16 protein-coding genes and 1 tRNA gene are annotated in these 17838 nt (G+C 55.6%); 12 read left to right on the forward strand and 5 right to left on the reverse strand.

Going from position 1 to position 17838, the window contains the following annotated elements; genetic code table 11:
- Positions 1–96: 96 nt before the first annotated feature.
- Entirely contained in the window at positions 97–2514 is a 2418-nt protein-coding gene (locus tag THTE_RS06330; RefSeq protein ID WP_168175799.1) for an alpha-L-arabinofuranosidase C-terminal domain-containing protein, read from the forward strand.
- A 166-nt stretch (positions 2515–2680) separates the two neighbouring features.
- Here the strand turns inward: THTE_RS06330 and THTE_RS17900 are convergent, their stop codons facing one another.
- The 5 genes from THTE_RS17900 to csrA all read right to left on the reverse strand — a co-directional run bounded on the left by THTE_RS17900 (position 2681) and on the right by csrA (position 6562).
- Positions 2681–3076: a hypothetical protein gene (locus THTE_RS17900; protein ID WP_157731840.1), complete on the reverse strand. Its 396-nt coding sequence runs from the start codon at positions 3074–3076 to the stop codon at positions 2681–2683.
- Positions 3077–3240: 164 nt separating this feature from the next.
- Entirely contained in the window at positions 3241–3963 is a 723-nt protein-coding gene (gene scpB / locus THTE_RS06340; RefSeq protein WP_237260218.1) for an SMC-Scp complex subunit ScpB, read from the reverse strand.
- Between the two features lie 271 nt (positions 3964–4234).
- Positions 4235–5197: a hypothetical protein gene (locus THTE_RS06350; RefSeq protein ID WP_095414642.1), complete on the reverse strand. Its 963-nt coding sequence runs from the start codon at positions 5195–5197 to the stop codon at positions 4235–4237.
- A gap of 452 nt (positions 5198–5649) precedes the next feature.
- A tRNA-Glu gene (locus tag THTE_RS06355) sits at positions 5650–5723 on the reverse strand.
- A 599-nt stretch (positions 5724–6322) separates the two neighbouring features.
- Positions 6323–6562 carry a carbon storage regulator CsrA gene (csrA, locus tag THTE_RS06360; protein WP_095414643.1) on the reverse strand — a complete coding sequence of 80 codons (240 nt, stop codon included), beginning with the start codon at positions 6560–6562 and terminating at the stop codon, positions 6323–6325.
- 467 nt (positions 6563–7029) lie between these two features.
- On the opposite strand from csrA, the gene THTE_RS06365 reads away from it, so the two are divergent.
- The 11 genes from THTE_RS06365 to THTE_RS06415 all read left to right on the forward strand — a co-directional run bounded on the left by THTE_RS06365 (position 7030) and on the right by THTE_RS06415 (position 17819).
- Positions 7030–7590 carry a 4Fe-4S binding protein gene (locus THTE_RS06365; protein ID WP_095414644.1) on the forward strand — a complete coding sequence of 187 codons (561 nt, stop codon included), beginning with the start codon at positions 7030–7032 and terminating at the stop codon, positions 7588–7590.
- A gap of 51 nt (positions 7591–7641) precedes the next feature.
- Entirely contained in the window at positions 7642–8106 is a 465-nt protein-coding gene (locus tag THTE_RS06370) for a DUF2203 domain-containing protein (RefSeq protein ID WP_095414645.1), read from the forward strand.
- A gap of 14 nt (positions 8107–8120) precedes the next feature.
- Entirely contained in the window at positions 8121–8489 is a 369-nt protein-coding gene (locus tag THTE_RS06375; RefSeq protein WP_157731842.1) for a hypothetical protein, read from the forward strand.
- A gap of 85 nt (positions 8490–8574) precedes the next feature.
- Entirely contained in the window at positions 8575–9225 is a 651-nt protein-coding gene (locus THTE_RS06380; protein WP_095414647.1) for an NADH-quinone oxidoreductase subunit A, read from the forward strand.
- A gap of 62 nt (positions 9226–9287) precedes the next feature.
- On the forward strand, positions 9288–9818 hold the full coding sequence (locus THTE_RS06385) for an NADH-quinone oxidoreductase subunit C (protein WP_095414648.1): 531 nt from the start codon (positions 9288–9290) through the stop codon (positions 9816–9818).
- Positions 9819–9981: 163 nt separating this feature from the next.
- Entirely contained in the window at positions 9982–11187 is a 1206-nt protein-coding gene (locus tag THTE_RS06390; RefSeq protein ID WP_207651795.1) for an NADH-quinone oxidoreductase subunit D, read from the forward strand.
- 129 nt (positions 11188–11316) lie between these two features.
- Positions 11317–12486: an NADH-quinone oxidoreductase subunit NuoH gene (nuoH, locus tag THTE_RS06395; protein ID WP_095414649.1), complete on the forward strand. Its 1170-nt coding sequence runs from the start codon at positions 11317–11319 to the stop codon at positions 12484–12486.
- Between the two features lie 13 nt (positions 12487–12499).
- Complete coding sequence (locus THTE_RS06400) at positions 12500–13090, forward strand: NADH-quinone oxidoreductase subunit J family protein (protein WP_157731844.1); 591 nt, start codon at positions 12500–12502, stop codon at positions 13088–13090.
- Positions 13091–13219: 129 nt separating this feature from the next.
- Positions 13220–13570, forward strand: a complete 351-nt coding sequence (gene nuoK / locus THTE_RS06405) for an NADH-quinone oxidoreductase subunit NuoK (RefSeq protein WP_095416797.1) — start codon at positions 13220–13222, stop codon at positions 13568–13570.
- Positions 13571–13603: 33 nt separating this feature from the next.
- Positions 13604–15919, forward strand: a complete 2316-nt coding sequence (gene nuoL / locus THTE_RS06410; protein WP_095414651.1) for an NADH-quinone oxidoreductase subunit L — start codon at positions 13604–13606, stop codon at positions 15917–15919.
- Positions 15920–16007: 88 nt separating this feature from the next.
- Positions 16008–17819, forward strand: coding sequence for a complex I subunit 4 family protein (locus tag THTE_RS06415; protein ID WP_095414652.1), 1812 nt, complete (start codon positions 16008–16010; stop codon positions 17817–17819).
- The last annotated feature ends 19 nt before the right edge of the window (positions 17820–17838 follow it).

The raw sequence follows: 17838 nt of genomic DNA on the forward strand, positions 1-17838 counted from the left end.
CATCGAACGCGCAAGGCAATGGTCAAAGGTTTTGCGGTTATGAGGCGGGGTTGTGCTGTTTGGCGATGGTTTAACGCAGGTGTTGGAGGTGCCTCTATGAATCGACACGCGCGAAAGGGTGTTTCGCCGCGGAGTTGTGCAGTTGTTCTGGTATTTTTGGGAGCATTTGGCTGTCATTGGGCAAGCGTGGGTTTTGCCCAGGAGAAGGCTGTCACCATCGTTGTGCACCCGGACAGGGTGGTCAATCAAATTGACGTCAAAGTGTATGGGCATTTTTTGGAACACATTTATCACTCCGTGAATGGTGGACTGTGGGGCGAACTCGTATGGAACCGCAGCTTTGAACATAATGATGCCGGACAGTGGCGTGTGGAAGGCGATACCCTCGTGCAAAGGAGTCGCGATGTCAATCGCCGCTGGGTGTTTGGCGATCCAGGCTGGCAGGACTACGAGTTCACTCTCGAGGCACAAAAAATCGACGGGGAGGAGGGATTTCTGATCCTGTTCCGGGTGCGGGACAATGACAATTTTTACTGGTGCAACCTCGGCGGTTGGGGCAATCGCTGGCATCAACTGGAACGCGGCAGATCCGGGGAAGGGCGGTGGTATCCGGTCGGCCCTCGTGTCAGTGGGCAGATCGAACGTAACCGGTGGTATAAAATTCGCGTTCGTTGCGAGGGACCTCACATCCAGGTCTGGCTGGACGAACAGAAAATTATCGATTTTACCGATCGCGAAGGCCATCTGGCGGGTGCCGTCGGCATTGGAACCTGGGCCACCCGTGCCCGCTTCCGCAATCTTCGCGTGACCGATTTGGAAGGGAAAGTCCTTTTCAGCGGCATTCCTGACTCTTCACCCGTCAGCGGTTTGGCCCGGCATTGGGAAGCGTTTGGACAGGGGCGTGTTTCACTGGACGATGAGTCGGCCGCCAACAGTCAGTTCTCGGTCAAAATCGAAGGGGCACCAGGAGAGACCGGGATCCAGCAAACGCCGTTCGCTCTGAAGGCCAATGAGTGGTACGTGGGCTCTTTGTGGATTCGCGGTACCACGGAGCAAGCACCGGTTGTCCGACTCATGGACGGTGTGCAGCCCCTAGCCATGCAGAGCCTCCCCTGGCCGAGCGAAAAGTGGCAGGAAGTTCCCCTCCGTCTCCGTGCAATTCGCAACGCCGATAACGCCACACTCCAAATCGCCCTGCGTGGGCCCGGTACCCTGTGGGTCGATCAGGTGAGCTTGATGCCGGAATCCTGGAAACAAAACGGCGGTTTTCGGCCGGATTTGCTGCAGGCAGTGGCCGAGCTCAAACCGCCACTCATTCGGTGGCCGGGCGGTTGTTTTGCCTCGGCGTATCGCTGGAAGTCCGGCATCGGTCCGCAATCAAATCGGGTTTCTTATCCCCGCGAGATTTGGGATGATGTGGATGTCAACTCGTTCGGTACCGACGAGTTCATACAACTCTGCCGCCGTGTCGGAGCAGAACCGTGCCTCGTTGTGAATATCGGTACCCCGCAGTGGAATCCCGATCCTGATCCCGAGGAATTCCTTCAGGATATCCTGGACTGGATTGAATATTGTAACGGTCCGGCCGATTCCAAATGGGGTCGGGTGAGGGCTGCCAATGGCCACCCGGAACCGTACCACGTCAAGTACTGGGAAATCGACAATGAGACGTGGGGCTTGGGTGCTGAAAACTATGCAGCGGCGGTACGCAAGATTGCTCCGCTCATGCGGGCGAAAGACCCCTCCATCAAGCTCATCGCCTGTGGTAGCGGTGGAATGGGAGAAAGTGCCCATCGCTGGAATCGGGTGATCATCGAACAGTGTGCGGATCTTATCGATTACCTGAGTCTCCACCACTACGAGAATCCGGATCAATTTGCCCGGGGACCGTATCGGTACGAAGCGTTCTTCGAGGAAACCGCCAAGGTGATCGCCCAATCGCGAAATCCGCATTTGAAGCTGTTCGTCTCAGAATGGAATGCCCAGAGCACGGATTGGCGAACGGGGCTCTACTGTGGTGGGATTCTCAACGCCTTCGAACGGACTGGTGGCGTGGTCGAAATCGCATCGCCGGCGCTGTTTTTGCGGCATATCTCGGCTACGGCGTGGGACAACGCCTTTATCAACTTCGATCATCGGCGATGGTTCCCGGCCCCCAATTATGTGGTTATGAAACTCTGGCGGGATAATTTCGCACCGGAACGTATTGCGGTGGAGGGCGTGCCCGAGGACCTCAACCTTGTCGCGACCCGGGATCCGCAGCAGGGCGTGGTCATTGTGAAGGTTGTCAATCCCGGCCGAGAATCGCGGAAGGTTTCCATCCAAGTGGCGGGCCAGGCTATTCAATCAGCGACAGCGCAGAAAGTGGCGCCGGGAGATCTCCGCGCGCGAAACACCCTTGACCGTCCCGATGCCGTTCGCCCGGAAAAAGCGGACGTCGCACTTGCCGAAGGCGCGGCAACAGTGGAGTTGCCAGCTTTGTCGTGCGTGGTGGTTCGCCTGAGCGTGAAGTAAACGCAGCCAGCCCTCTGCCTGAAAAAAAACCGACACCCGGTGATCTCCGTTCAGATCACCGGGTGATTCTTTATTCGGGACGCCGTCATTTCAAAGACAGCCTGAACAGCCCATTTCCGGCATGCTGTCCGCGGACGTGCACCGTAGCGGTCAGGCCTGGAAGAGATCACTCATCCTCTTCGTCTTCGTCGTAATCATCCTCCCAGTCTTCGTCCTCTTCATCTTCCCAATCTTCATCCTCTTCGTCTTCCCAATCCTCGTCTTCGTCGTAATCTTCTTCTTCTTCGTCTTCTTCTAAATCTTCATCGTCCCAATCTTCTTCGTCCTCCCATTCGTCTTCATCCTCGTCCCAATCGTCTTCGTCTTCGTCCCAGTCTTCGTCTTCATCCTCCCAATCTTCGTCCTCTTCGTCATCCCAGTCCTCATCATCTTCGTCCTGGGCGAGGACATAAGCACGACGGCCCAATTTGCCAGGGCCGGCCTCTGCCGTACGGGTCGGCAGTTCGGAGAACGCGTGGGTCGCGCTCAGGCGAGCCACAATGTCTTCGAAAGCAAGTTTCACGGTGAACACCCCTGATTTAAAAAGGACCGATCTTAAGATATTTCCCCTCGCGATGGAGTGAGAGCCCTCACCGCACCGCGAACCATTGACTTTCCGTCACTCCCGGCTGGGCGAGAACTCTAACCATTCTCGCCGCCCGACAGTTTGGAAAAACGTTTAATATATCAGATGCGTCCCTCGCCGGTAAGTGGTGCATTCTCCGATGTCCCAGGGCTCGAGGCCCGACGGACTGCGGAGTTACGATACTCAGCATGAGGAAGTTCGTCCAGTCCCCGCAGCCCAAAAACTTCCAGAAACGTCTCTGTCGTTCCGTAAAGATACGGTCGTCCCAGCTCTTCCGATCGACCTACAATTTTGACCAACCCACGGTCCATCAACTGCCGGAGAATCTCACCACACTGGACACCTCTGATGGATTCTATTTCGGCACGGAGCACAGGTTGCCTGTACGCAATGATGGCCAGCGTTTCCATCGCTGGTGGCGACAGGCGAATTTGCCTTTCATCGCGTGCCAGTCGCGCCACCCAGGGGTAGAACTCAGGCCGGGTGCGAAGCTGGAAACCGCCGGCAACTTCCACCAGGCAAAAAGCGGCTCCAACCTCATCATACAGCTTTCCGAGTCGTCGGAGGTAGCCTCTGACCTCGGCGGCACTTTCAAATCCGCAAATTTGCGCAATTTTCCTTGGCGTTAATGGCTGACGGGCGAGAAAGAGCGCTGCCTCCACGCGTCGCACGCCCTCCCCCCAAATGGGACCTTCCTGGAGTTGGTGGGATGCGGGGTGCGAAGAAGTCGAGCGAAATGGCCCCAGAAACAGCCGCCAATCGGGACGACGGCGTTGCGGCTGAGCAATGTTGTGGCGTAACCTCTTTCGCCAAAAATATTGCATGTCCGTGGTTCAAGCGTGCCAACGTTGCGGGCTATCTCCAGCAAACGCACAAAACAAGGATACGGCTCCCTGCGGCCTACGTGCAAGGGGCGTTTTCACCTTGGGTCATTGAGCACGCGAACGAATCGATCAGCCGTCATACGGGTTCTGGCTGGCGAGGCCACGATTAGTTGCCGAAAGCTTGGAAAGCTTGAGACAGTCCCCCCGTTGGGCGTCAATCTACGGATTCTGATCTTTGCCCAGACGCACGAGACACTCGCTCGACGCTTGGCTAGAAATCCTGGGACGAATTGGGAAGGACATCAGAGGAGTTGGCAGAAATCTGAGCCAGAACCCTTTTCATGGCGTCCTCCGGGCTGGGAGCAATAGCTTCCCAGAGGCGCGTCATGTGGGGGACTCCGCGAACCGGCATTTCGCAGGTGAATCGAAAGAGCTGGCCATCGGCCCCCCACCGTTCCAAACGATAGCGCACGGCGCCAAGGGCGCGAAACTGAAGCGCAAGCTGTTTCAGGTGTTCAATTCCCTCCACCGAGGGCAGCTCTTCCTGGGGCGGTGTTCCGATTGGAGCTGGAACGGTGGGCGAAATAGCTGCCATTTCCCGAACGGGCGGCGTAGCAGTGGCCGGTTTTTCCCAAGGCGCAACCTCCCCACCCACCAGCCCAGAATTCGCCGACTGCCAGGGCGGGCGGCGATCTCCTAAAGCGTCTGTGGAAATATTGACCGCGGTGCCGGGGCCGCCGCTACTCGTTCTTGAAATAAAAGCACCACTTAAGTCCTGGTCGAGAGTCGAATTTGCCGTGAGCGAGCTTCCTCCTTGAGCGGGTTCGCCTGGAGCAGGAAGGAAGCCCGCGGATGATGCCGCACCAGGGGATGGCACCGGAGTTGCCTGGACAACTTGGGCGGGATGGTCCCGAAAGGCCTCCCCGGCGAAGCGATGTTGGCCATCAGGTTCTTTTGCAAGGGGCAAAGTCTCAAAACTGCCTTTTTTGACGGAAAGGTTCCCTGATTTGGTTTCTTGCTCTTCATTTTCTTTTTCGACCGGGGAGAAAAACACAGAAACGAGTACGGGAAGCCGCGTCGGTGGGACAAGAGCCAGGCCGATGGTTCCCGCAAAAATCGTAAACAGGGCCACAGCCCGCCAAATGTCTGACCGGCTGCGTTCCCGCGCATCAAGCGGTTCGAGAGTGGAATCGACCCATTCTGGTAAGAGGTTTTGAGCGGCGTCCGTGTCCATGGAGGTCCCTCGTGCAGGTGGCGAGCAGGCGTGTCCACGCAATAATATCGGGCCGAAGGCGATCAACGCAACACAACTTGTGGGCAGCGTATTAAAGTTGGTTGGAAAGTGGCCCAGCAGGGGCGTGTAAGTCGGGCGTCTGGTCTTCCACAATTGATCTCTGGTGGGCTCCAAATCCGGCTCCGGAGGGCGTCGAACCAGGGGGTGCGAATGGATCGCCAAAAGTCCTCAAACGTTCCGCCGCGTATCTGCCGCCCTGATGACCTGTGGAAAAGTTAACCAGTCCGTGGCGGCGTGATGGTGAGCACCTCACGGCAAGACTGCACACTCAGTTAGGAAATCCCCCGAGAGCTTATTTGCAGGGAGATAAACATACTCCGCGAGACGTTTTTGAGAAACCGCCGTGCTTGGATTTCAGCGGAGGTCTAGGATGAGCCTTCGTGGATATCCAGCGACCCCGACGGGATTTGAACCCGTGCTACAGGCTTGAAAGGCCTGTGTCCTAACCTGGCTAGACGACGGGGCCGTCGTGAAACTTAATTATTAGGCCTTTTCTGGCGTCGCGTCAACCGCCCGGGACCCTAACGTATCCCCACTTTTCTAACGCTCGAGGAGAATTGGCATGTCCACACGGGCTCGGGTGGGAGCGAGATCAACCCCGGAGGGACCTGCTCCTCAAGTCCATGGTCTAATGTCGGACGATCCATTTCACCGGCCGGACGACATTTCCTCACTTGGGCGGCTGGTTAAACGTTAGGGGCAATTCATGGATTGCCTCTACGACACATTGCGTCTATACCGTCTCAGCGGTTTTTGGGAAAATGGGAATGAATCGACCCGCGGCCGATCTTCGCACTCCCGGCCGGCTTTTATTTTCGTTTTTTGAAGGCCTGTCTTGGCATGCGTGTTTCTAATCCCAGATTATCGAAAACCTTTCGCCGGGGCCCAGCCGAGATTTCCTTGCCTTTGAGTTTGTAGTTTCTGGGCTTTCCCGGGACTCATGTGGGGGTTGGTGAAGCGCGAACTCCAACCCCACTGGGCCGGGCCAATCATCACGGGGGAACACCCGAGAAAACAGAAAAGAGTTCTCAAGGTGGGATCAACACACGGCGGGAAAGAGGTGATTCACTTAACAGGGGTTTGTTCGCTGGGTGCGGAGTCCGACGCGGTTTCCGGGGCCGTCGTCTCTTGCGCCCGCTTCTTATCCGCCTGAATCATCTCGTACACTTCCCGCCGATGCACCGTGACGTGCTTGGGGGCTTCGATGCCGAGGCGAACGCGATCGCCCCGGATATCGACGACCATGATAACAATCTGGTCATCGATAATGATACTTTCGTTCTTTTTCCGCGAGAGAACCAGCATCCTCCATTCCTTCCTTTGCTGCTGGGGGCCCGGGCTCCATCGGCCCGGAGCACCGAATACGTCGCGCACACCTTCCCTTTATCTTACTGTAACTTGCCTTTGGGCAAAAATCAAGCAAATCGAGTGCCCAACCGAAGATTCTAATTCGAAGAGAAACCTTTCGCCGGATTCCTAATCCAATCTCCGGGGCGATTTTGCATCAAATAGACATGTTTATTATGTCATCGACGGGAAAACATCCTTCAATGTGCTGTGCAAGTTTTCTCTATCATAACCACACTGAGATCCAAGGAAACATCAAGGTGATCCCAAGTTGCGTTTTTGCAACGGATCAGGGGCGACATCGGACTCGTTGCCGGGCACCGACGAGCGGCTCTATAATTCGGTCAGCAGGATTGCGTTGCGAGGTTTTCACGCGGTTTTTGCTAAACAGGCAAATCAGGTTGCCTGAAGGAAATCGTTAAAATATGTCAATCACGCAGGCAGCTACCGGTTTTGTTGGTTGGTGGGCAAATATCGCACGTGCCGTTTGGACGACCGTCAAAGCCCTTCGGGTTACCCTGGGCACGTGGTTCGGTACTTATAACCCTCGCCGACGTACCTTTACCCATCTCTATGAGTATCCCGAAAAACCTGCTGTTATCGCTCCTCGATTCAGGGGATTCCACAGATACGATTTAACAACGTGCATTGGGTGCGATCGGTGTGCCAGGGATTGTCCGGTCGATTGCATCTACATCAGTAAAGAGCGTGTGCCGGGCCGAAAAGGCTTCCGCGTGACTTCCTTCGTTATTGACTACACGAAGTGCATGTTCTGCGCTTTTTGTACGGAGAACTGTCCCGTGGACTGCATCTTTATGGGGTCCACGTACGATTTGAGTTGCTATTTGCGTGACGGGTGCCTCGTCGATTTTGCCAAGTTGCCCCTGGAAGTCGCGTGGGGGCAGGCGACGCTTAATCCGACCGCCGTGGCCCTTTCCAAGTATGTCACCGAGCCGGTCGATGAAGGCCCCGGGGCAACCCAATGATGCACTTCTGACGTGACCCTTGTGGTTTCAAGTCTGTGATAAAGAACGCCTATGAGCGAGAAAAACGAAAATCGAGGCTCAATTTCGGAAGGAGAGGGGAAAATCTATCTGTCGCTTGATGAGGCCAATGCTTTGATTCCCCGAATCGAGCCGCTGGTCCGGCGAATGGTCGACCTGGCCAGGGATCTCCAGGCCCGATATGAACGGTTGGCGGCGCTCCCGGCTGCCAGAAGGGAGCGGCACCCCCTGTACAAGGACGAAGTGGCAGACATCGAGGCCGGTATTCAGCGGGATTTCTCGAAACTTAAAGACTGGGTGGAAGAGCTTGCCTCATTGGGAGCGATTACCAAAAGCCCCGTTGAAGGGATCATCGATTTCTATGCCCAGCACGATGGGCGTGAGATCTTCCTCTGCTGGCGTTTAGGGGAGCCGCAAATCGAGTTCTGGCACGAAGTTGATGCTGGTTTTGCGGGCCGACGACCGGTTTGCGAATTGCTCGAATCGTCCACTACCTGAAGCGAAGAATTGAGGTGACTCGCGCTAGTCGAACAGCGGTCGAATGGATCACAGTTCGGCCCGTTTCCGGCTCCGCCGTTCGGTTTTGCATTCGGTTGCCCGTGTTGGCGATAATCTTCGCCGTGAAAGCGCTACCGATGGAGGATTGCGGGGGATTGGCGTCTATCAACAGTGTGCGCGGGATCCGCAAGACCTCCACCCGGTACGGTTGGACGCCGCTCAAGAGGGAATTTGCTCTTCGTTCGTTGCCAGTATTCCGCCGGCACGCGGAAGAGCCCCAGATCGCCTGCCCCAAGATTCGCTTGCGGTGCCGAAAATGCGTTGTCAGAACAATCTTTCGCGGGGCCGCCGTGGCAGGCAGCAGGCTTCCTCAGACCGATTGATTGCATGCCCCATGGAACACATTACAATGGAATTTTTCATACAGCAGTTGGACTAAATTCATCACCTACGTGCTGCAATTGGACAATGCCCTCAGCATTCCTTGTTGGGTACTTGCTGCTTTTTATGGGAGCAGCCGTGGCCGTTGTTTTCGGCGGTCTGCTCCTCGGGAAGCTATTGCGTCCCCATCGTCCCACAGCGGAAAAGCTGCAAACCTATGAATGCGGTGAGCCCGCCGTTGGACCAGCCGACGTCCAGTTTGATTTGCGGTTTTATGTGGTGGCGCTGGTGTTTCTCATTTTCGATGTGGAAGTGGCTGTCTTTTTCCCCTGGGCGGTGGTCTTCGGTAAGGCCAGCCACCTGCGAAGCGCAAGTGCGTCGGATCAGGCTCTTGAAGCGAGGCTAGCGGAGTTGGGGTTTGGGCACGCTGCGGGGCAAACGCCGTCAGACCGTTCCCGAGTGGAAGAGGGAAAATCGACTTCCGTCCCGCGCAGCGAGAGCATTCCTTCATCGCGGGGGGAAGATCGCAAGGCCATACGAAAATTTGGCAACCGCCTGATGTGGATGGCATTGGTCGATGTGTTGATATTCTTTGGTATCCTCTTGGTTGGATTCGCGTATCTGTGGCATCGAGGGGATCTGGAGTGGGTTCGCGCCCTTCCGGAAGGAACTGCTTCCCCTCCGGAGGACCGCCCACAGAAGGCAGAGAGTCTTTCCGTCTTGGTGGGCGAGACGTGAACACGGCGCGTATAAGAAAGGGGGATCCCAGCAATTAGGCCCAATCGGGGCGTGGCAGACCAATGGACATCGAAGCGATATTTCGACGACTTGAGGAACGTTTTGGGGGAGCTGTACGCCTGGGCAACCTTCAGGCGATCGATCCCTGGATTGAGGTCGCACGAGAAAAGCTTTCGGAGGTATGCCGCTTCCTCCGCGACGATCCAGAGCTTCGGTTCGAGATGCTTCACTGCATAACGGCTGTGGATTACCTGGAGACGGACCCCAAGAAAGCCGCCAAAGCTCCATTTCAACCACATCTGGAGTTGGTGTACCACCTGTCGTCGCTGAGCAAGAGACATCGTCTGGTTCTTAAGGTGATGCTGCCCCGTTGGGAAGACGACGTGGAAGGGCGGTTGCCGCGGGTCCCGACGGTAAGCAACATCTGGAGCGCGGCCGAGTGGCATGAGCGTGAGGTGTACGACCTCTCGGGCGTGGAGTTTGTGGGACATCCCGATTTGCGACGGATTCTTTGCCCGGAGGACTGGGTGGGGCATCCCCTCCGCAAGGACTATCAAATGCCCAAGGAGTATCACGGAATAAGAGTCAGATGATGGGGACATCAGAGAGCTCCAGGGCAGTGGAGAACAAAAACCGGGCAAAGTCTTTGATGGCTGTAAGCTTTCGTGTTAATCGGTGAGGCAGAAAAATTTAAATGCCGGATTCCCAAGTGGTGAACTCCGGGTGACCTTCATTCCCGCGAAATTGTGAATATCCATGGCGGAAGCCGATCTTCAACGTCAGCAACAGGAGTCCGATGGGGAGCTACGAACGGAAGAGCTCCTCATCAACATGGGGCCCCAGCATCCCAGCACTCATGGGGTGTTACGGGTGGTGCTGCGGACCGACGGGGAGCTCGTTCTCGAGGCGACGCCATACATCGGTTATCTTCACCGGTGCGCGGAGAAAATTGGAGAGAACGTCACCCCGCGGCAGTGGATTCCCTATACCGACAGAATGGACTATCTGGCGGGGATGAATATGAACCTGGGCTGGGCCCTGACGGTGGAAAAACTGTTGGGGCTTCAGGTCACCGAAAAGGCCCGGCACCTTCGGGTACTCATCGTGGAGCTGGGGCGAATCGCCAGCCACCTTGTGGCAGCGGGGACGTATGGGCTGGATCTGGGGAGTTTCACCCCGTTCATGTATTGCTTCCGAGAACGCGAGAAAATACTCAATCTTTTTGAAGCGGTTTGCGGTGCCCGCCTGACGTACAGCTACATTACTGTGGGTGGTCTGATGGCGGATCTGCCGCCAGGCTGGCTTGAAGAGTGCGAAAAGTTTTTAGATCAGTTCGAACCAGTCATCGACGACCTCCATGAACTTCTTTCGGTGAACCATATCTTCATCAAACGAACGGCGGGGGTGGGAGTCTTGCCACCCGAAATGGCCATCGATCACGGATGCACGGGGCCAGTCCTGCGCGGCAGTGGAGTGGATTGGGATCTGCGCCGGGATGGTGATCCTTTTTACACTCGCATGTATGACGGCTATCAGTTCGATGTAGCCGTATGCAAGGACGGCCGATATCCAGGTCCCTGTCCGGACGTTCCGCGGGAAACCGTTCTCGGCGATTGCTGGCACCGGTTCTTTGTTCGGATGGTGGAGGTTGTCCAGTCGGTGAAATTGGTTCGGCAGGCCATCGAAAAATACCGAGCCGCCGAAGGCGACATCGGCAAGCCAATCAAACTCAACCAGAAATTGCCAGCCGGCGAAGTGTATCTCGAAACAGAGTGCCCCAAGGGGCAGATGGGATTCATGATCGTGAGTTTGGGCGAGGCCATCCCCTGGCGGGTTCGCGCCCGCAGCAGCAGCTTTTGCAATCTCTCGGTACTTCCCAAGTTGTGTCGGGGCTGCCTGGTGGCGGACGTGCCGGCAATCATCGGCTCGCTTGATATTGTCTTGGGGGAGGTCGACCGATAGCACTTGACGGTTAGAACGAAGCAGGACTGATTAGTAATAAGAATGTTAAAATCTCGAACGCAGTATTCCCAGCCTGATGGAATTTCCTGACAGAATCTGGAAATAGTCGAATATGTTATCGGGGGATCTATGAACGAAGTCGTCGGTCAATGGCTCCAGGCAGGTGCGACTGAGGGGTGGCTCATCATCATTGGTGTAGCACTCCTCCAGGTAACGGTGCTCCTGGCCGTGGTCATGACGCTGGTGGCAGCTGCCACCTGGGCGGAACGCAAGGTGGCAGGGCGAATACAGGATCGATTGGGGCCCACGCGGGTGGGAGGGCGATTCGGCTGGCTCCAGCCGCTGGCCGACGGCCTGAAGCTGCTCACCAAGGAGGACATTATCCCGCTCAATGCCGATCGCATTCTGTTCAGGCTAGCGCCCTATCTCGCTTTTGCTCCTGCTTTTGCCGTCTTTATGGCGATGCCGTTTTCAGATGGCTGGGTGGCCCAACGTCTCAATACCGCCGCTTTTTTCATCCTCGCGGTCCTCGGCCTGGAAGTTTTTGGAATCATTCTGGCGGGTTATGCTTCCGGTTCCAAATGGTCATTCCTGGGCGGAATGCGCGAAGCCGCTCAGGTGGTCAGTTACGAAGTCCCCCTGACTTTTGCAGCCCTCATCCCGATTCTTCTGGCCGGGACGATGGATCTGGTGGCTATCGGCGAAGCACAACGTGGCTGGTTCTGGAATTGGTTTGTTTTTCATGATCCGTTCACCTTCGCGGCGTTCTGGATCTTTGTCACGTGTGCCGTCGCCGGGACCAATCGGGCACCATTTGACCTGGCTGAAGCGGAAAGCGAACTGGTCGCCGGGTTTCATACGGAGTACTCGGGATTTCGTTGGAGCGTCTTCTATATGGGCGAATATGCGGCCATGGCCGCGGTGAGTGGCTTGGGGGCTGTGCTGTTTTTAGGCGGATGGAATGGGCCAATCCCGGTGGCGTCCATCCTGGGCCTGACGGAAACAACCGGTCCCTGGGCAGGCTTCCTTGGCCATTTTCTCGGGGCGATTAACTTTCTCGTAAAATGTGTGATCGGAATTCTGTTCATGATGGCTCTTCGTTGGACTCTTCCCAGGCTGAGAATCGACCAAATATTGAGTATGTGCTGGAAATATTGCTTTCCACTGACGGCACTGTGCTTAATTGGGGTAACAGTTTGGATGCTCGCATTTCCGGATGGTCTGCTGGGTGTTGGGCATCCCAAGACGGAGAGTGCCGACTTTGTTGTGTACGTTGTAAAAGGCATGGCAGAACATTAATCATACGATGGTCATGGACGCAAACGCTATTTTCTTCTGGCTTTTAGCTGCCCTGGCTGTGGCAGGCGCTCTGGTGGTTGTGATAACGCCGCACATCGTGCATGCGGCCGTCGGGCTCATTTTAACTCTGAGTGCCGTCGCCGGACTGTTTTTTCTGGCCGGTGCGGAGTTCCTTGGCGCCATGCAGATCATGATCTATGTGGGCGGCACGGTCGTTTTGCTGGCGTTTGGTGTGATGCTTACAGCTCGGCTGGCTTTTGTGCGCATGCGCACAACCGCCGACCAGTGGGTCATCGCCATTCTTCTTGCGGCTCCGCTCACCATCATCCTGCTCCAGTCTGCGTGGGCCTATGGCCATTTGAAAACGGCCCAGTTGTCATCCGAGACAACACGTGCGGAAGCGGAGGCTGTCTCAGCGACAGATCTCGGCCTTGCCTTGGTTGGGGTCCGTCCACAGGCAGGTGGAGCAAATCAATTAGACGACCGGGGGGCGTCAAATCTTGCGAATATGGAGGGCTATATTCTGCCCTTCGAGTTGGTATCCCTCCACCTGCTTGTGGTAATGATTGGAGCAGCCTACCTCGCCAGACGGCGAATCGAATAAATAGTGGGTTAAAGAGGGACAGCATACTAGAGGATCGAGAAAGAATACGAACAGCCACGCCACAGTATCACGTGAGATATTTACCAGTCACGGAACAATAAACGCAATTACTGAGACATGGTGGACACAATGTTGCTTGCTGATATATTGAGCCCGATTACAGTAACGCATTATTTAGTGGTGGGCGTTATACTGTTTGTCTGCGGAATTGTATGTCTTGTTGTTAAGCGGAATATCATCGCGATGTTAATTGGAGTGGAGCTCATATTGAACGGAGCCAATATCAATCTGGTGGCGTTCTCCAGTCCGTCACTGTTTCCATCAGGGAGGGCGCCCCTGGTCCTGGATGGTCAGGTGTTTGCCCTGTTTGTGATGATTCTAGCAGCCGCGGAGGCTGCTGTGGCTCTGGCTATTGCCCTCCAGTTTTATTCGCGGTTTGGAACAGTTGATGTTGACCAGGGTGGTCAGTTAAGCGGCTGAAAGAACTTTGATTGGCGGAGTGCTGAGCACCTTATGGAAGCGATTCTACCGCAGCTATTGCTGGCTGCCTGGCTTCTACCGTTGCTGTCGTTCGTTCTCATTCTGCTGGCAGGAACGAGGATGGGAAAAGGCGGACGCGGTGCCGGTTATCTGGCGACCGCGGCAATCGGAGTTTCCTGTCTTCTCTCGATCATTGCGCTGGTGGGGTGGCTTGTGCACCATCCGCTTGGTGGACATGGCGGGCACTCAGAAATTCTGACGGGAGAGTGGTACACGCTCGCCCAGTTCGAATTGCTCCGTTTCAGTGTTGGCTATTACGTGGATTCGCTGACACTGGGCATGTTCGTCATGGTCACATTTATAGCCTTCTGGATCCATATTTATTCTTTCGGATACATGCATGAAGAACTGCATGATGTTCGGGACCCATTGGTTACGGCGGCCGACGGGGGGAATCTCATCAGGCCCGGACGGTTCCATCGTTTTTATCAGTATTTATCTCTATTTTGTTTCAGTATGCTTGGCCTGGTGGTCGCCAACAATCTGTTCATGGTCTTCGCCTTCTGGGAATTAGTCGGGATTTGCTCGTATTTCCTCATCGGGTTTTACGTGGAGCGGCCCTCCGCAACACTGGCCGGAAATAAAGCCTTCATCGTGAATCGGGTGGGCGACTTCGGAATGATTGTTGGCCTGGCCACGTTCCTGTTTGCCTGTGGAACACTCCATTACGCGACGCCTCAGACTGCCTCGCAACACCATCAGGGGCTTTTCGCGATCGTGAAAGAGGCGACCAGCGAATATCAGGGCAAAAGTAATGGCGCACCATCTCATGAGGGCTCAAGTACCATTCCCGGTCGCGGGAAGGTTGGCGATAATTCAGGGTCAGCAATAACGAATAAAAGCCAAAAAAACGACAAGCTGACGCCCGTTCTGTTGACTCTGGCGGGGCTTGCGCTTTTTTGTGGTTGCATCGGAAAAAGCGCCCAGTTCCCCCTCCATGTGTGGTTGCCTGACGCGATGGAGGGCCCCACTCCGGTCAGCGCGCTCATCCACGCAGCGACCATGGTGGCAGCCGGCGTGTATCTTGTTGCCCGCATTTATCCGCTTTTGACTGCGGAGGCGCTGCTGGTCGTCGCGCTGGTGGGGACGGTGACCCTGTTTTTGGCGGCGACGATGGCGGTGGCGGCGACGGACATTAAGCGCGTCCTGGCGTATTCGACAATCAGCCAATTGGGGTATATGATGTTGGGCCTGGGAGTCGGCGGCTGGGTGGCGGGACTTTTTCACCTTTTCACCCACGCATTCTTCAAGGCCCTTCTGTTCCTGGGTGCGGGATCAGTGATCCATGCCTGTGGCACAAATGAGATGCCGTCGATGGGGGGCCTGGGGCGGAAAATGCCGTGGACGGCCGCCACAATGCTGGTCGGGTGTTTGGCCATTTCAGGGGCGGGAATTCCCTTACTTATTGGACTGAGCGGCTATTATTCGAAGGATGCCATCCTGGCGCAGACTTTTCTATTCCATCGAACAAATCCACTGTTCGGGTGGATGTTCTATGTAGCCCTAGGTGTTGCGGGTATCACGGCGTTTTACATGTTCCGGCTATGGTTTCTCGTTTTTTGGGGGGAGCCGCGTGATGAGCAGGTGGCCCACCATGTCCATGAGTCACCCAGAACCATGGTGGCGGCTTTGGTGGTGTTAGCTGTGCTCTCCGTGATATCGGGGTGGTCTGTCCCGGGAACCAGTTGGGGCATCACTTCTCTTCTGGAACAGTCTCGCGTGACGCCAGCCACGGAAATGGGGACTTTACAAACTGTGACCGCGCTGCGAATACCAGAGGAACACGCGTCGCATGAACCGACCATCCACGCCTGGGTCTCCGGACTGGCGTTCCTCGCCGCTCTGCTGGGTTTCGCAATTGCCACGCTGTTTTATGCAATCCGCTGGCTGGATCCGGAAGATGTCCGCCAGCAATTCAAGGGCATTTGGGAATTACTCGTTCATCGATGGTACTTTGACCAGATTTATGAAGCGGTATTTGTCCGCAACGTGCTTCGTCTGGCCGCCATCGCCGCGTGGATCGATCGAAATATTATCGACTGGCTCGCGGATCATGCGGCCCTTGCGGTGAGAGGCCTTTCGCAATGGGATGATTGGATCGACCGCACCTTTGTAGATGGGGCGGTCAATGCCCTGGCGGCGGGCATTTATGATATCGGAATTCGCCTCAGACGGTGGCAGGTCGGAAGAATCCGTGTTTATATCATGTGGATAGTCATCGGAATTGTAGCACTCTTTATCATAGGAACGATTTATTTGGGAATTGGCGCGAACATTTCCCGAGGATGATCCTGTGTGTTGCCACGAATATGGTCATTGATGGATGAAATTCAGGAGTTCCATATTGGTTTGATCGTGAATCCACAGAGGGTTACTCATGGCGGGTTTGATCTTTCTGAGCATGATTGTGTTTCTGCCGGCACTTGGGGCATTGATCCTGCTGTTCTTCCCGGCTTCCGCAGAGACTGCCATCCGGCGGATCACGTTGGGCGTTACGCTGGTGGTTTTTCTGATGACGCTGCGGCTGGTCTTTCCGGGGGACGGCCCAGCGGGGGAGACGCTCCTGGAGAGGAGCATCCACGATGTGCGGTTCGTGGCGGGTGAATCTGGCTACCAGCATGCCGTGGCGGTGCCGTGGATTCGATCTTTCAATATTGAGTATTTTCTCGGAATTGATGGCATCAGCCTGCCGCTGGTACTGCTGACATCGTTCCTGTCCCTTCTCGCCGCCGCAGCGAGCTGGTCTGTCACAAAGCACGTCAAGGCGTACAGCGTGCTGTTTCTTCTTTTGGAGACGGGAATGCTCGGCGTTTTCCTGGCGCTGGATTTCTTTCTTTTCTATGTGTTTTGGGAAGTCATGCTGTTGCCGATGTACTTTCTGATTGGTATATGGGGCGGACCACGGAAGGAATATGCCGCGATTAAGTTCTTTCTCTTCACGCTGGTGGGAAGTGTTCTCATGCTCATCGCGTTGCTGATGCTCTACTTTGCCAGCGATGTGCGAAAACTGCCCGAAGACGCCCGACGGGAAAGCCTTCTCTCCTCGGAGATGATGGTGAAGTCGCTGGCTCCCGGCGAAAAGCCGCTTCACACCTTCAACTTGGTTGCGCTGGCAAAGCTGGGACAATTGCCGGATTCCCCATTTAATGAACCGGCATGGTTGGGAAAATCGATCGCCTGGTGGGCGTTTTTACTGCTGCTGGTGGGATTTCTCATCAAGGTGCCGTCGGTGCCGGTTCACACCTGGCTTCCGGATGCGCACGTGGAAGCGCCCACGCCGATCTCGATGATTCTGGCCGGGGTGCTTCTGAAAATGGGAGGCTATGGTATTATCCGCATCTGTTATCCGATTTGTCCCCAGGGCGCTTATGAGTTGGCCTGGTTTGTCTGCGGACTGGGGGTGGTCAGTATGGTGTACGGGGCCCTGGCGGCCATGGCGCAGCAGGATTTCAAACGGCTGGTGGCCTACAGTTCCGTCAGCCACATGGGTTACGTGGTGCTTGGCCTCGGTGCGTGGAGCCTCGTCCCGGGGGTGTGGGATACACAATACTGGAAGATGGGAATGAACGGGGCCATGTTCCAGATGATTGCACACGGGATTTCGTCGGCCGGCATGTTCTTCATGGTCGGCGTGTTGTACGACCGCGTTCATCATCGCGATCTCGATAAATTTGGAGGTATTTTCGGCAAAATGCCCGCATACACGGCGCTGGCGATCGTGATTTTCTTTGCGGCGCTTGGACTGCCCGGCCTTTGCGGCTTTATCGGAGAAGTTTTGGTTATATTTGCGGCATTTAGTTATAGTCGTGTGCTGGCCATTATTGGGGCTTCTGTTGTCATTCTTACGGCGGGATATATTCTGTGGACTGTGCGACGTGTCTATCTCGGTGCGGAGTATCGGGGACCGCACGCCGACGCCCTCACACCATTGTCGGTGCGGGAGTTCGCGGTTGGCGCGACTCTGGCTGTAGCTGCTGTGGTCTTCGGAGTATTCCCGCAAACGGTGTTTCGTTATATGGCGCCCAGTGTGAATCGCACCGTTGATGAGATGGCCCAGTGGATGAAAGCCGTCTCGGTGAATGTGGTGCAATCGGCGAAAGAAGAAACTCTCGAAAAAACCGGACGTGAATCGACAGTGACTTCTGACAATCTGACGGGCGAATTTGTGGAGGTCGGTTCGCAGCGGTGAATATAAATGGTATTAACGG

This window comes from Thermogutta terrifontis (genome assembly GCF_002277955.1).
Lineage (GTDB): Bacteria > Planctomycetota > Planctomycetia > Pirellulales > Thermoguttaceae > Thermogutta > Thermogutta terrifontis.